Genomic DNA, 16,736 nt, shown 5'->3' with positions numbered 1-16,736 from the left:
AGATAAAATTATTTTTAAATATTTTTTAAGAATAGTTTAAAAAATATAATTATGGAGGGGAAAGATAATATGTTTAATATAAAAAATATGAAAGTATTAATAGCTGAAATGGTAGATAAAAAAGTTGTAGAAAAAATAAAAGCTCAATGTAATGTTGATGAAAAATATAAATTATCTCATGAAGAATTATTAAAAATAATTCCAGAATATAATGCAATAATAATAAGAAGTGAAACTCAAGTAAACAGATCATTTTTAGATGCAGCAGTAAATTTAAAAATAGTAGGAAGAGCAGGGTCTGGGTTAGATAATATTGATATTGATTATGCAACGAAAAAAGGGGTAATTGTAGCAAATACTCCTGAAAGTAATATTGTATCTGCAGCAGAACAAACAATGACTTTGTTGTTAGCAACAAGTAGAAATACAGTTTGGGCAAATAATACTATAAAATCAGGTAAATGGGATAGAAAGAAATTTATAGGTAGCGAATTATATCAAAAAACATTAGGAATAATTGGATTAGGAAGAATAGGTGGATTAATTTCTGAAAGAGCAAAAGGGTTTGGAATGAATTTGATAGCTTATGATCCGTATATATCTGATTCAAGATTTGAAAAATATGGTGTGGAAAAGAAAAACAGTATTGAAGAATTAGTAAAAGAATCTGACTTTATAACAATTCATACTCCAAGAACAGAAGAAACAATTGATATAATTTCTGATAAGGAAATTGAATTAATGAAAGATGGAGTTAGATTAGTCAATGTAGCAAGAGGTGGATTATATAACGAAGATGCACTATATAGAGGAATGAAATCAGGGAAGATAGCTTCTGTAGGGATTGATGTTTGGATGACAGAACCACAAGAAACACATCCATTATATGAATTTAATACTATGATTGGGACACCTCATTTAGGAGCTTCTACACGTGAAGCACAATTTAGAGTTGGAGATGAAGTGGCAAACGAAGTATTAGCTGGTTTGAAAGGTGAAATAGTAAAAAATGCTGTAAATATTCCAAGTGTATCTGACAGTACATTTGTAAAATTAAAAACATTTATAGCTTTATCAGAAAAAATGGGAAGAATATACTCTCAAATAAAAAGAGAAGGTATAAAAAAAATAGGTCTTAGTTTTGGTGGTAATGAGATATCTAATAAAGAAGATGTAAAAGTTTTATCACTAGTAGCAATAAAAGGAATTTTAGATAGTACGGTTCCTGAAACAGTTAATTTTGTAAATGCTAATTATATAGCAGAACAAAGAGGTATTGAGATAAAAGAAAGTATAGAGCTTGATACAGGTGATTATAACAATCTTATGAAAATTACAATTGAAGATATTTCAGGAGATAAATTTGAAATAGAAGGAACTGTATTAGAAAAAAAATATCCAAGAATTGTAAGAATAGGAGAATTTGAATTAGATTTAGTTCCAGAAGGAAAATTGGTATATTTGCCACATAGAAATGTACCAGGAGTTATAGGTAGAGTAGGAATAAAAATGTCAGAATTTAATGTAAATATTTCAAAGATGATTGTATCTGACAGTAAAGAGAATGGTTCTATTATGATTTTAACAGTAGATAATAATATGCCAGACATTCTTGTGGAAAATTTGAAAAATATTGATGAGATAAAAGATGTTAAGGTTATAAATTTATAAGTAAGTAAATAATAGTTAAAGAATTACTAAGGAGATAAATTGAAATATAAAAGATTTATGAAAAAATTACAGAAAAAATGTATATTAGAAATTGGAAGGAACTCCCATTAGGGGGTTCTTTTTCTTTTTTTTCGGAATGTTTAAAAATATTTTATCGAATTTATAGAAAAGATGTTAGAAACGCTACATACTTTGATATAAATCAGATAACTATTTTCAAATCATTTCTAAATTATTGTACATTTTAAAATAAAATAGGAAGGGTGTTTTTAAGCCATTTCTTAAATTAAAAACAGGAGGAGATGAAAAAATGGAGAAAAAAAGAGTTGAAAGAATGTTGGTAATACCGCTGGGAATATTGATATTTATGTGTTTGGGGACGATATATTCGTGGAGTGTATTTAGAAAACCATTAGAGAAATTATTTAACGTTGGTGCTACACAAAGTGGGATACCATACACTTTATTTTTGGCATCATATGCTTTGACAATGCCTTTTGCAGGGAAATTTATAAAAAAAATTGAGCCAAGATTATTAATAATAGTTGGAGGTATTATAGTTGGACTAGCATGGGTTATATCTGGCTTTGCAGGGAATATTGAGTTGTTATCATTGACATATGGAATATTTGGAGGTATTGGTGTTGGAATTGTATATGGAGTTCCAATGGCAGTTGTAGCAAAATGGTTTCCGAAAAAGAAAGGACTTACAGTAGGACTTACGTTAGCTGGTTTTGGATTATCGCCATTTGTAACGGCACCAATAGCAAGCTTTTTAATTGATAATTATGGAGTTTTATCTGCCTTTAAAATAATAGGTGTAGTTTTTATAATTCTAATTACATTGCTTAGTTTGCCTCTAAAATTTCCTGATGAAAAAGAACATGCAGAAAAGAAAACTAATAATATTGAATTGGATTTTTCAATAAAAGATATTATAAAAACAAAACAATTTTGGGGATTAGTAACTACTTACACAATAGGAACTTTGGCAGGGTTAATGGCAATAGGGATATCAAGTCCATTTGGGCAGGAAGTTATAAAGATGTCTTCAGAAAAAGCTGCAATTTATGTATCTTTATTTGCTATATTTAATGGAATAGGTAGGCCCATATTTGGAACTTTAACAGATAAATTTGGTGGGAAAAAGACAGCAATTATATCATATATAATTATCATAACAGCGTCTGTTATTGGTCTTACTCTTGGAGCAGGAAAAGAATTTTTATATTTTATTGTATTTGCTATGTTTTGGTTAGTTTTAGGAGGATGGCTTGCAATAGCTCCAACTGTAACTTCGAATATTTTTGGAGCAAAACATTATGCTGAAAACTACGGAGTTATATTTTTATCATATGGGCTAGGAGCGTTAACAGGCGGAGTTATATCAGGAGTTATAAGGGATAAATTAGGTACATATGAATATGTATTTTATCCAGTAATTGTATTGGGAATAATTGGAATAATTATCGCAATAAAAACTTTAGACAAAATTAAAATTGAAGTAAAATAAAAAAAGAAAAAAATCTCTCTTTTGAGAGGTTTTTTTTTTGTGTGAAATATGCTATAATGAATTGAAAAATAAAAACTTCGAGGTGAAGTTGAAATGGAAAGAGATTATTATGAAGTATTACAAATTAGAAAAGATGCTACAATATCTGAGATTAAACTTTCTTACAAAAGGCTAATACATAAATATCATCCAGATATATCAAAAACTGAAGATAATATAATGAAATTTAAAGAAGTAATAAAAGCATATAAAATTTTAAGTAATCCCATAAAAAGAGTTGAATATGATAAAAAAAATTTAAATGTGAAAAGAAGTAAAAATAGGAAGAAAAATATAGATAGAGATATAAAAAACAATTTTATGAAGCTGTCAAAAGATAAAAGTAATAAAGTAAAATACCTTTTTTCTGAAATATTTAATAAAAAAAAATTAAATGATCTGTTTTTTAATATAAAAGTAGCTAGAAATGAATTAAGAAGAAAAAAATTTGTAGATAGAGAATTATCAAAAATATCAGTATCATTTTCTAGTGATGAATTATATAATAATATGAGTGATATTGATATAAAGGCAAGATTGAAAAATAAATATAACCATTTTATAAGGATTAATGCAGTTAAAATAATAGCGTACAATAGAGATAGACAATATATATTTGAATTAGTAAAATTATTGTCAGATGAATCACCTTTAGTTAGAAAAGAAGTGATAAAAACATTAGGTATGTTAAAAGATTATAGAAGTCTAAATTTTATTATAAATAGCTCTTTTGATTATGATGATGATGTTAGAATAGAGGTGGCAAAATCATTAAGAAATTTTGAAGATATAAGAGCTGTATCGGGATTATTAAAATTACTAGATGATATAAACGAAGAGGTTATAATTGAAGCAGTTTATTCATTGGGAGTTATAGGAGATAAAGACGTTGTTGAAGATATAAGAAAATTATTAAAGAAAAGAAATATTAAATTAAGAAGAGCTGTATTTGAAGTTGTTAAAATACTTAGAGAATAACAAACGTGAGTTTGTAAAAAAATATAGGAGGTTTTAAATGGCAAGGAAAGCACTAATTAGTGTATCGGACAAAACAGGAGTAGTAGAATTTGCAAAAGGGCTTGTGAAGAACGGATATGAAATTTTATCTACTGGAGGAACTCTTAAAGTATTAAAAGAAAATGGAATTGAGGTAGAGCAAGTATCGGATTATACTGGATTTCCTGAAATGTTAGACGGAAGAGTAAAGACATTACATCCAAAAATTCATGCTGGATTATTATCTTTAAGAGATAATGAAGAGCATCAAAGAATCATGAAGGAACACAATATGGAGTATATTGATATTGTTGCGGTTAACTTGTACCCTTTTAAAGAGACAATTTCTAAAGAGAATGTAACTTTGGAAGAAGCAATAGAAAATATTGATATAGGTGGGCCTACAATGATAAGATCAGCTGCTAAAAATTATAAGTTTGTTACAGTAATTGTAGATCCTAAAGATTATAGTAACGTAATAGCGGAACTTAATGAAAATAACAGTGAAACAACAGCTAAAACAAGATTTGAATTAGCTAAAAAAGTTTATAAACATACTGCTATTTATGATACTATGATAACTAACTATTTGAGCGGACTAGAAAAAGAGGAAAATTATCCAGAAATTTTGGAAAATAAATATGAAAAAGCTTATGATTTAAGATATGGTGAAAATCCACATCAAAGTGCTGTATTTTATAAAGAATTAGATATTGAAGAAGATTGTGCGGCTACTGCTGAAATATTGCATGGAAAACAACTTTCATTTAATAATATAATAGATGTAGATGCTGCTATTGAAATTGTAAAAGAATTTGAAAGACCAGCAGTTGCTATATTAAAGCATACAAATCCTTGTGGAGCAGCACTTGCTGACGATATTGTAACAGCTTTTCGTGATGCATTAGCATCAGACCCTGTTTCTGCTTTTGGAAGTATTATAGCTGTAAATAGAAAAGTGGAAGCAGATTTAGCAAATGAATTAAACAGTTTTTTTAATGAGATAATAATAGCTCCAGAATATAGTGAAGAAGCATTAGAAATATTAAAAAAGAAAAAAAATAGAAGATTATTAAAAGTTAAAGATTTAAAAAGAAAATCATCTACAAGTAAATATGATTATAAAAAGGTTGTAGGTGGATTATTGGTACAAGAAAGAGATTTGAAAGATATTACTATTGATGATTTGAAAGTAGTAACAGAAAAGCAACCAACAAAAGAGGAACTTGAAGAATTAATGTTTGCTTGGAAGATATGTGCTAAAGTAAAATCAAATGCAATACTTTTATGTAAAGGGACAAAAACAGTTGGAGTAGGAGCTGGACAAATGTCAAGAGTTGATTCTTCTGAAATAGCTGTAAAAAAAGCAGGAGAAAAAGCAGCAGGTTCTGTATTAGCGTCGGATGCATTTTTCCCATTTAGAGATGGGGTAGATGCAGCAGCAGATGCAGGAATAAAAGCAATAATACAACCAGGTGGTTCAATAAGAGATGAAGAAGTTATACAAGCAGCAAATGAAAAAGGTATAGTTATGGTATTTACTGGCATGAGACATTTTAGACATTAATGAACGGCTTAAAAACAACCTTTTATTTTGTTTTGAAAAATTACTTTTTAAACGTTCTTAAAATAAATGCGGGATTATTCCCGCGTTTTTTTATATAGTAGTAAAGTATAAATTTATTTAGGAAAATAATTTCAGAACAAAGACATAAAGGTTCACAAAGGAGAAAATTTTTTGGAATTACGAGAGGAGCAGAGATTTTTATTTATGAAAAATATGAATAAATCTAAAGCTCTTTTTAAATGAACTTAATGATCATTTATTTGTGCAAATCAGTGTAGATTGGTGGCTAATTTTTTTGTTTTAAAACACGAATAATTTAATTAATTTTATAATGAAATATGAGAAACTTATTTTTTAAATGTTTATTAATAATAAATATTTTGAAAAATCTTAAATTATAATGTATAATATCTAATAAAGGAGAAAACATATGAAAATAGGAGTTTTAATTTCTGGAAGTGGTACAAATTTACAAGCAATTATTGATTCTATAACACAAGGGATAATAAAAAAAAGTACAATAGAAGTAGTTGTAAGCAATGTGAAATCAGCTTATGGACTGGAAAGAGCAAAACAAGCGGGAATAAAAGCTATATATATAAATTCAAAAGAATATAATTCTAGAGAAGAGTATGATAAAAAAATTGTAGAAATATTAAAAGAAAATGGCGTAGAATTAATAATATTAGCAGGATATTTAAAATGGATTACTCCATATTTCGTAAATCAATATAAAAATAAAATTTTAAATATTCATCCTTCACTATTACCTTCATTTAAAGGATTGCATGCAATAGAAAAAGCTTATGAATATGGAGTAAAAATGACAGGAGTAACAGTTCATTTTGTAGATGAATCAGAAGATGGTGGAGCAATAATATTACAAGAAGGAATTAGATTAGATGAAGGAATAAGTTTGGAAAAATTAGAGGAGCAAATACATAAAGTAGAACATAAATTATATCCAAAAGCAATAGAAAAATTTGTAACTGGAAAAATAAAGTTAGAAGGTAGAAAAGTAATAGTGGAAAAATGATTTTTTTTATGAAGAAATATCAAAGAAATAACGAAATAATTTTAATTATAATAGGGAGGTGATTATAATGAAAAATGTATTGCACATTGAATCTTCTAAAGTTATTAGAAAAATATTTTCTTCAGCAATAAATTCATTAGGATGGAATTATCTTTATTCTGTTGAGAAAACAAAAGAGATATCTGAAATAGTAAAAGAAAGAGATATAAATTTTTTAATAATTAGTTATGAAACTGAAGGAATGGAACTAATAGATGTTTTAAAAGAATTAAAAAAAATAAATAAAAAAGATTTAGTTATAATAATTTCTACAACTAAAGAAGAAATAGCATATAAAAAAGATATGTTTGAATTAGGAGTTATGGACGTATTACATAAAGATATGACATACGAAGAGTTAGTTTTATATTTAAAAAAAATAATGGAGTTATCATCATTAGAAAAGCAATATAGAGGAATAAAAATAGGAATGCTTGATGATAGTGCTATTGCGTTAAATATAGCTAAAAGTGTATTAACCTTAAATAAATTTTATAATGTTGACTATTATAAAGATGAAAATGAATTTTTGGATAATATTTCAAAATATGATATATATTTAGTTGATTTAATTTTACCAAAAATATCTGGTATGACTATAATAAGTAATATAAGAGAAAAATATCCAGAAAAGAAAATAATTTTAATATCTGGTATGGGAAATCCTGAAAATATTTCAAATGCCTTACAAATCGGAGCAAATGATTATGTAATTAAACCTTTTAATCCAATGCTATTTATTGCAAGATTAAGAGTAACAATAAGAGATTATATGTTGACCAAAGAACTTAAAAATTTAGCTTTAAGAGATGCAATGACAAAGCTATATAACCATCAATATATATATGAAAGAGTAAAATCAGAGGTTAGTGAAGTAAATAGATATAAAAATAAATTATCAGTTATTATGTTTGATATAGATGATTTTAAATCTGTTAATGATAAATATGGACATCAAATGGGAGATATAGTAATAAAAGAGATTGTTGGTATTATAAAAAATTTAAAAAGAGATTGTGATATTGCTGGAAGGTATGGTGGAGATGAATTTTTAATAATCTTACCAAATACAGATGAAGAAGGAGCAGTTGCTATTGCATATAGGATTAGAAAAGCAGTGGAAAATATTATGATTATAACAGATGAAAAAATTACTATTAGTGGTGGAGTAGCAGAATATAAAGAAGGATTAAATGATATATCATTGGTAAATTTAGCAGATGAGAGATTATATAAAGCTAAGAATAGTGGAAAAAATAAAATTGTAAAATAGGGGGAATTATGAAAAATATTTTATTTTTAAGCGATAATGATTTTTTGAAAAATTATTTATCAGGAATTGGTTTCAATTTGTTAAGTATATCTGAATGTAAAAAAAATAATTTAGATTTAATAATTGTTTCTGAAAAAAGAATAGATGAAGTAGAAAGAATAGAAAGAAAGGATATTAATGATATTCATAAGATATTATTATTAGATACATATACAAAAGTTGATGAAATAAAATCTAAAATATTATTCCCAATAGATTATTTTATTTTAAAAGATGATAATTTAGATGAAATTTTAAAAAAAATAGATAATAGTATTGAATTAATAAAAATAAAAAAAGAAAAGAAATTTTTATTGGATACAATAAAAGAATTGAATGATATTAATAATAGATTAATTAGAAAATCTCAAACTTTGGAAGATGAATTAAATACAGATGAATTAGCAAATGTATATAATAGAAATTTTTTAATAAAAAGATTACAAGAAGAATTAGAAAGAGTAAAAAGACATGACAGAAATTTTGCAGTGGCAATAATAGATATTAGAGAGTTAAAAGTTATAAATAAAAAATATGGATATTTAATTGGAGATGAAGTCATAAAAAAAGTTTCAAAAATCACAAGTGAAACTATTAGAAATAGTGATGTTTTAGGAAGATTAAGTGGGAATATATTTATGGTTATTTTACCAGAAATAATAGAAAAATATGCAGTTAAAGTTATAGAAAGAATTATTAATAAAGTGGAATTAACTAAAATAAAAGATATAAATTTATCTGTTAATTGTGGATTTGTATTGATAAAAAAAGATAATATAGAAGAATTTTCAGAAAGTAATAAAATATTGAATATATTGAATAAGTTGATATATTATTCAAAAAAAATAGATCAAAAAATAGTAGAATATAAAGATGAAAATATGAATGCTATTGAAGAAATAGAAAATATAGTAGGATTAGATGAAGTAGAGGAAGAGCATAATGTATTGTGGGAAGAATTAAATAAAAGTAAAAAATTCATAAAAAATTTACTTCCAAAATATGATGATTGGAGTGAAAAAATAAATTTTGGACATTTATATCTTCCGTTTAATTTTATTGGAGGAGATTTTTTTGATTTTATTGAAATTGATGAAGATAAAACAGCAATTATTTTTTGTGATGTGTCAGGACATGGAGTCTCATCAGCATTATATATAACTTCAATAAAATATATATTTAAAGATTTGATTGTGGAAAAGAAAATATACGAGCCAGAAATGGTTTTGGATGAATTTAACAAAAGGATTTTAGAAATATCAAAGGGAGCAGTTTTTGTAGTTACAACATATGGATATATAGATAGAAAAAATAAAAAATTTGTATTTGGATTTGGAGGGGGAACTTCTCCAATAAAAATAGATGTAAAAGAAAAAAAGATGGAAAATCTAGTTGAGGATGGAGGGTTTGCAATAGGTCTATTTGAAGAGGCTTATTTTGAGAGAAAAGAGATTGAAATAGGTATGGATGATATGATATTATTTTATTCTGATGGGATATATGAATTTTTAATAGAAAATAATATAGTAGAAGATGATAAACAATTTTATGATATAGTAAAGAATAGTATAGATAATGAGCCAGATAAATTCATTGGAAATATATATAAATTTATGCAGGAAAAAACTGATAAAGATATAGATTTTAATGACGATATTACTTTGCTTGCAGTTAGATGTAATATTTGTAAGAATGATATGTAGGGAAAAAGTGATAAGGATTAAAAGCTGTTTTACCATGGGATAAAATGCGGATAAAGAATAAATAAAGAATAGAAATAAAAATATTTTATATGGGAAAAAAAGGAGATTAAATGAAAAAAGTATTAATTATACTATTTATAGTTATTTCAAATTTAGCACTAGCTCTAAAATTAGAAATTAAAGATATGATCACTTATGAAAAAAGTAGTTATAATTCAACAAATTTTATTTTAAATCATTCAAATGAAAACTTTTCATTTTATTTTGATTTGGATTATATAAATAATGATAAATATAAATTTGGAGAAGAGAGATATAATTTTGGATATTATCATATATTAAATCAAGGGTTTTTTAATATTAAGTTAAACAAAAATGTTTCGGTAAAACTTGGAAGGATGTATCACAATGATGTGATAAATACTCCATATACACTTTTCATCTCTTCTGAAAAACAGGGTATATCAGGAATTCAAATTAAATATAGTGATGAAAAATTTTTCTTTGAAACAAATTGGTTTCAATTGAACGTATTATCTGATTTAGGGTATCCAGATAGAGGGGCTAATTATAGAGTTTATGGTATTAATTTAAGTGATGAATGGAGATTTGGATATCAGGAATCTGTAGTTTATACAGGTAGAAGTTTTGATTTTAATTATTTTACAAATCCGATTCCAGCATATATGTCTCAAAGCTTTTATAATGATACAAATGCACCTTGGAAACAATATACAAATGAAAATTCTATTATGGGATTGTTTTTAGACAGAAAAAGAAAAAATGATTATTTTTGTTCTCAATTATTGATTGATGATATGAATTGGGATTGGATATTTAGTCCTAAATCTAAAAATCAGAATCCAAATAAAATGGCGTGGTCTATTGGATATAAAAAAGCAATAAAAAATATAGGAAAAATAGGGATTTATAATGCCGGCTCTACAAAATATACTTTTGAACCAATGGGAAATGGAACTTATGATAAAGCAACTAATACTCAATATGGATATACATATTATCCTGATAATAAATATTACGGTAATGATTTGAATTATATAGATAATTATATTGGATATAAGTATGGAGAAAATAATATAGCATTTTTGGTTGATTTTGAAAAAGAGATAAATAAAATTAATTTATATACATCATTTGAATATGTAGTTTCTGGAAGTAAATCTCCTGAAAATCCTTGGCATGAATATACAAATTATTCGCAAGGAGGAGAGGGAACTAAGTTTTTAAATGATAAAAAATTAGAAAAAACTTTAAATTTTAGCTTAAAATTAAATAAAAATATGGGAAAATATACATTGCTAGGTGGTGTGAAATTAGGTAGAATAATAAACAAATTGGAATTAAAAGAGATTGAAGAGGATAAAAAAACTGTTGGGAATAATATTAGAATTTATAGACCAAGTGATGAAATAGAAAATAGTTTTGAACTGAATATAGGAATAGAATATAGATTTTAACAAGAGATCTGTTTTTTAATACTATTTGATTTAAAAAAGGAGAATTTTATGAAAATAATAAAAATAATTATATTGTTTTTATTTTTAACAATAAATATTTTTGCAAATATAAAACTAAATTTGGGTTATATAAAATCTGAAAATTATGATTTGAATTATAATAATTATAAAACTGGAAAAGATGTATCAAATGGCTATACTGATTTTTTGTTAAAAGTAAAAGATTATGATAATAATAGAAGTTTTTTAAATATAAATTTTGATAATTTAAATTCAAAAGAAGATATTAAATATAATTTTGAAATAGAATTATATGAAGGATTTGGTACTTATATAGAAAAAGAAAGTGTAGTTTATCCAATAATTAATATAAAAAATTGGGATCAAAATTTTCCTTATAAATGCTATATACAATATAAAGATTTAAAAATAGGAAGAGATAAATTAGCTTGGGGTGTTGGAAAATTTGGGAATTTGATATTATCCGATTTTTCTAAATATTATGATATGATAGAATTTAAACATAAATTTAAATATGTAGATTTTGATTATGTTTTAATTAGTTTAAATCCATATCTAACTAAGGTGGAAAGTGATATAATAGATAATGATACAGAAATAAATAGTCAAGGAAAAATTTATTCTGAGCCATATAAATTTTTTATAGCACATAGATTAACTTTTAATTTGACTAGAAAAATTAAAATGGCATTAACAGAAGCACAAGTTGTAGGAGGGAAAATCCCAGGATTAGATCTGATAAATCCGTTATATATATATCATAATAGTTTTACAGAGGGATATTCTAATGTTATGGCAGGAATTGACATGAATTATAAAAGTAAAAAATATGAAATATATGGAAGTGGAGTTTTAGATGATATAGTGGTGGCAGATGAAAAGGACTCTAATTCAAAACCAACTGCATTAGGTTATTTAGGTGGATTCGAATATAATTTAAAAAATATTAAATTAAATTTTGAGTATGCAAGGACTTCTAAATGGCTATATAATAGAGAAAATGAATATTTAAAATTTACAAATAGGAGAATAATTGTAACTACTTATGGAAATTCAGGTAGATATGTTGTAGATTATCCTATTGGATATTTTTTAGGGGCTGATGCGAGAACTTACAGTTTGAAAATAGATTATAATAATTTCAGATTTATATATCAAAAATATGAAAAAGGAGAAGTTAATTTACAAACTGACTATAATAAAGCTATAGGTGATAAAAATTGGATGGAGTTAAGTGGAATAATTGAAGTTAGAGATATATTTAATATTGAGTATAAATATAAAAATATAAAGTTTTTTTATAATAAAGAGTTTATAAATAATTTTTCAAATCAATCAGGAGAAAAAAGAGTTAGTGATGAGTTTGGATTTAAGGTTTTATTGAAAATTTAGATCAGAAGAAAGTAATATATATATATAAGGGGATAATATGAATATATCAATAATTACTGGGGGAACATCGGGATTAGGATTAGAAATGTCAAAGAAGTTAGTTAAAAATAATAAAAATATAATTATTATTGGCAGGAATGGAGAAAGATTAGAAAAAATTAAAAAAACGTTAGAAAAAGAAAATAATAATGTTAAAATTTATTCATATCAAATGGATATTTCAAATGAAGAAGATATAAAAAAACTTGAAAATTTTATAATTGAAAATAATTTTATAATTGAAAATTTATTTAATGTAGCAGGAGTTGGAATTTTTGGAGCTGTAGATAAAATTTTAAAAACAGATATTGAAAAAGTTTTAAATTCAAATTTAATAGGATTAATTTTAATGACATCCCATATGATAAAGTTTTTAAGGAATAATAAAAAAAAATCAAAAATTATTAGTGTATTATCAACAGCAGCAATAAAAGGGAAAGCAAATGAGTCAATATATTGTGCTTCAAAGTGGGGAGCTCGTGGATTTATAAAATCGTTAGAAGAAGAATTAAAAAATTCTAATATAAATATAATTACATTTTTTCCAGGAGGGATGAATACAGAATTTTGGAAAGAAACAGATGTGAATGTATCAAAATTTATGAACCCAGAAGAAATTGCAGAATTGATAGTAAAAATGTCATTAGAAGAAAAAAGTTTTGTTCCGTCAGAAGTTGTATTAAACAGAAACTGAATGGATATCTACATTTCATAAATAATTAGGAGGGATAAAAATGAAAAAATATGTGGTGTATATTTTAATCTTAGGAATACTAATTGGAATAAATGGATGTAGAAAAAAGAAAGCTCAAGTAAAAAAGATAAAAATAATTTATGCAAGTAATATGTATCCAATTCCAGCAACAGAAGAAGTAATAAAAAGATTTAATGCTATTCAAAATAAAATAGAGGTTGTTCATTTGAATTTATCAGGTACAACGAATGAAGTACATGATAAATATGAAACAATATTATCAAGAAGAAGTCATGATATTGACTTGTTTTTGGGCGATGTTGTATGGGTCGCAGAAATGGCTCAAAAAGGATATATATTAGATATAGATGATTATATCAAAAGGGATAATATAAATTTATCAAATTATATAGAAGGAAGTTTAAAGGCTACATATTATAAAAATAAAATTTGGGGATTACCAATATTTATAGATGCTGGAATGTTATTTTATAGGAAAGATATAGTTGCTACCCCACCAAAGAGTTGGGATGAGCTAATAGAAATGGCTAAAAGATATAAAGGTAAAAAAGGAACTGTCGATGGATATGATTTTCAATGCTATTCATATGAAGGGTTAATATGTAACTTTTTAGAATATATTTATTCTTATGGAGGAGAAGTTTTAGATTCAAACGAAAATGTAGTTATAGATAGCAAAGAAGCAAAAAGAGGATTTGAAAAATTTATGGAAATAGAAAAATCTGATTTTGTTCCAAAAGATATTAAAAATTATAAAGAAAAAGAAAGTGAGAATAATTTTTTAGGTGGGAAATCTGTTTTCTCTAGGAATTGGCCATATCTATGGAGCGAATCTTTAAAAACAGATTTGAAAGGTAAAATTGGAATATCACCTTTGCCAAAAGGAGATAAAAAATCTGCAGCAGTTTTAGGTGGATGGGTTGGAATGATAAACAAAAGTACGAAGCATAAAGAAGAAGCATGGGAATTTTTGAAATTTTTAGCAAGTGAGGAAGGGGAAAAAATTAGAGCCATAAAAAATGGAGTTTCCCCAACATATATACCATTATACAGAGATAAAGGATTAACAGAATTATATCCATATTTTAAAAATCCTGAATTTTTAAAAGCATTAAAAGCAGCTGTTCCAAGACCAGTATCTCCTGTGTATCCAAAGGTATCTGAAATTATGCAGATTGAGATATTAAAAGTTATAAATAATGAAGAAACAATAGATCAATCTTTAAAGAATATGGAAATGAAAATAAAAGATGCCATAAAATCAAAATAGGAGAAGATTATTATGAAAAAATTAACTTTAAGGGAAAAAATAGTTGTTTTTAGCGCACTGTTTATTATAATTCCTTCTATATTTATTACAATAGTTTCAATTAAAATTTCTACAGGAATAATAGAAACTCAAATGAATAATAATCGAGAACAATTATTGCTACAGATAAAAAGCGATTTAGATAATAAGTTATCTTCTGTAGAAAGTGTTATTGTCTTATTAAATAATGATATTAAAGCTAGAGATATTATATTAAAAAAGAATAATAAAGCGGAAGACTCTAGATATATTAGAAATATGTTAAAAAATATAGTAACATCAGAAGGAGATATAATCTCTTCAATTAGTGTGTATAGTTATAAAAATAATAATTTTTTCTCATACGGAGATGTTAAATATAATCCTAAATTTAAAAGTGAAGAATGGAATAAAAATAGTTTAAGCAAAAATGGCGGATTTTATTATGGACTACCAAATGATATAAGCGATTATGATAATATAAATTGGCCTACAATAGTTGTAGGGAAAGCATTCTATTTTTCAAATGGAAAAAAGCCAGATTTCGTTATGAAAATTCTTTTAAGAATGGAATTTTTCACTAAATTTATAAATAAAACTTTTTATGGAAAAAATTCAAAAAGTTTTATTATAAATAATAGTGGCAAAATGATTGTTTGTGGAGAACAGTCTAATAAAATAAAATTTTATAAAAATTTAGACGAGATTTCAAAAAAAGATAATTTTAAAAATATTTTAAAAAAAGTTAACGTATTAAAAACAAAAGAAAATTCATATGTACATATTCATAATGGAAAATATGTAGTGTATATGGTAAATTTTTCTGGTAATTCATGGAGTTTAGTTTCGGCAATACCTACTAATAATATAACAAGCGAATTAAAAAAAATAATTTGGATAGTATTAATTATTTTAATAATAACAATAGTAATTGAAACATATTTTTTATTTTTATTTTTTTATAAGGAATTAATATCTCCTTTAAATGAAATTCTGGCTGTTATAAAAAACTTTAAAATATCTGGAATAGGTAACATAAAGATGTTTGAAAATAATATTAAAAAAAATGAATTAGAACAAATAAAAATAGTTATTTTAGAGATGATGCAAGAAATTCAAAATAATTACAAAGATATACAATTAAATAATAATGAGCTAAAAGAGATACATATAAAATTGGAGAATAAAATAAATGAATTAAAAGAGTTAGGAAGTGAAAAAGATTCATTTTTAGAAAGGACATCTTATGAATTGATTTCTAATCTTGAAAATACATTGGCAATAATAGAAGTTTTATTTAATAAGGTAATAGGACAATTAACAAAAGAACAAGAATATAACTTGAAAATGATTTACGCTAATATAAACAAGCTTATGAATACAACAAATGATGTATTAGAGCTTTCTAAATTAAAAAAAAATAAAATAAAATTAGATATTGAAGATTTTAATATTAAAAATATAGTAGATAATGAAATAAAAAATTTAAACGTTTATGCGTTAAATAAAAACTTAGAGATTTCTAATAATATAACTGAAGATATATACGTACGTGGAGATAAAGTTCGTGTAAAAAAAATATTTTATAATTTAATTGAAAATAGTATAAAATTCACAAAAAAAGGGAATGTAGAGATTAGTTATAATATTTTAAAGGATAAAAATAGGATAGAGATATCTATTTCTGATACTGGAGTTGGTATAAAAAAAGAGATGTATAGTTTAATATTTGATTCATTTGAAAAAAGTTACAAAATGTTTGGAGAGAGAGAGAAATTAAAAGGATTAGGATTATACGTAGTAAAGAAAATAGTTGAAGCACATGGCGAAGAATTGAAAATAGATTCTAAAATAGGAGTTGGGACAAAAATATCATTTATTTTGACATTATCTGAAAGTAGTAAAAATTAAAGAAGGAGAAGAATAG

General features: G+C 24.9%; 12 protein-coding genes. All 12 read left to right on the top strand.

Annotation, left to right across the window (positions count from 1 at the left end):
• The first annotated feature begins 69 nt into the window (after nucleotides 1-69).
• The 12 genes from serA to RDY08_RS05685 all read left to right on the top strand — a co-directional run bounded on the left by serA (nucleotide 70) and on the right by RDY08_RS05685 (nucleotide 16,720).
• On the top strand, nucleotides 70-1,671 hold the full coding sequence (serA, locus tag RDY08_RS05740; RefSeq protein WP_307903420.1) for a phosphoglycerate dehydrogenase: 1,602 nt from the start codon (nucleotides 70-72) through the stop codon (nucleotides 1,669-1,671).
• A 310-nt stretch (nucleotides 1,672-1,981) separates the two neighbouring features.
• A complete protein-coding gene (locus RDY08_RS05735; RefSeq protein WP_307903419.1) occupies nucleotides 1,982-3,184 on the top strand; it encodes an L-lactate MFS transporter in 1,203 nt (400 codons plus the stop codon).
• A gap of 93 nt (nucleotides 3,185-3,277) precedes the next feature.
• Entirely contained in the window at nucleotides 3,278-4,201 is a 924-nt protein-coding gene (locus RDY08_RS05730; protein WP_307903418.1) for a HEAT repeat domain-containing protein, read from the top strand.
• A gap of 37 nt (nucleotides 4,202-4,238) precedes the next feature.
• Nucleotides 4,239-5,786 (top strand): bifunctional phosphoribosylaminoimidazolecarboxamide formyltransferase/IMP cyclohydrolase, encoded by a 1,548-nt coding sequence (purH, locus tag RDY08_RS05725; protein ID WP_307903417.1) that lies wholly within the window; start codon nucleotides 4,239-4,241, stop codon nucleotides 5,784-5,786.
• A gap of 430 nt (nucleotides 5,787-6,216) precedes the next feature.
• Entirely contained in the window at nucleotides 6,217-6,822 is a 606-nt protein-coding gene (gene purN, locus RDY08_RS05720) for a phosphoribosylglycinamide formyltransferase (RefSeq protein ID WP_307903416.1), read from the top strand.
• A 67-nt stretch (nucleotides 6,823-6,889) separates the two neighbouring features.
• Nucleotides 6,890-8,134: a response regulator gene (locus RDY08_RS05715; RefSeq protein WP_307903415.1), complete on the top strand. Its 1,245-nt coding sequence runs from the start codon at nucleotides 6,890-6,892 to the stop codon at nucleotides 8,132-8,134.
• Between the two features lie 8 nt (nucleotides 8,135-8,142).
• On the top strand, nucleotides 8,143-9,876 hold the full coding sequence (locus tag RDY08_RS05710) for a diguanylate cyclase domain-containing protein (protein ID WP_307903414.1): 1,734 nt from the start codon (nucleotides 8,143-8,145) through the stop codon (nucleotides 9,874-9,876).
• Between the two features lie 110 nt (nucleotides 9,877-9,986).
• Complete coding sequence (locus RDY08_RS05705; RefSeq protein ID WP_307903413.1) at nucleotides 9,987-11,354, top strand: hypothetical protein; 1,368 nt, start codon at nucleotides 9,987-9,989, stop codon at nucleotides 11,352-11,354.
• Nucleotides 11,355-11,402: 48 nt separating this feature from the next.
• The gene (locus tag RDY08_RS05700; RefSeq protein WP_307903412.1) at nucleotides 11,403-12,767 is read left to right on the top strand and encodes a capsule assembly Wzi family protein; all 1,365 of its coding nucleotides are present in this window, start codon (nucleotides 11,403-11,405) and stop codon (nucleotides 12,765-12,767) included.
• A gap of 37 nt (nucleotides 12,768-12,804) precedes the next feature.
• Nucleotides 12,805-13,500 (top strand): SDR family NAD(P)-dependent oxidoreductase, encoded by a 696-nt coding sequence (locus RDY08_RS05695; protein ID WP_307903411.1) that lies wholly within the window; start codon nucleotides 12,805-12,807, stop codon nucleotides 13,498-13,500.
• A gap of 40 nt (nucleotides 13,501-13,540) precedes the next feature.
• Nucleotides 13,541-14,791: an ABC transporter substrate-binding protein gene (locus RDY08_RS05690; protein ID WP_307903410.1), complete on the top strand. Its 1,251-nt coding sequence runs from the start codon at nucleotides 13,541-13,543 to the stop codon at nucleotides 14,789-14,791.
• A gap of 12 nt (nucleotides 14,792-14,803) precedes the next feature.
• On the top strand, nucleotides 14,804-16,720 hold the full coding sequence (locus tag RDY08_RS05685; RefSeq protein WP_307903409.1) for a HAMP domain-containing sensor histidine kinase: 1,917 nt from the start codon (nucleotides 14,804-14,806) through the stop codon (nucleotides 16,718-16,720).
• Nucleotides 16,721-16,736 lie beyond the last annotated feature (16 nt).

The sequence above is a fragment of the Haliovirga abyssi genome (assembly GCF_030295325.1).
GTDB classification, from domain to species: Bacteria; Fusobacteriota; Fusobacteriia; order Fusobacteriales; family Haliovirgaceae; genus Haliovirga; species Haliovirga abyssi.
This window is presented reverse-complemented; position numbering and strand designations above follow the sequence as displayed.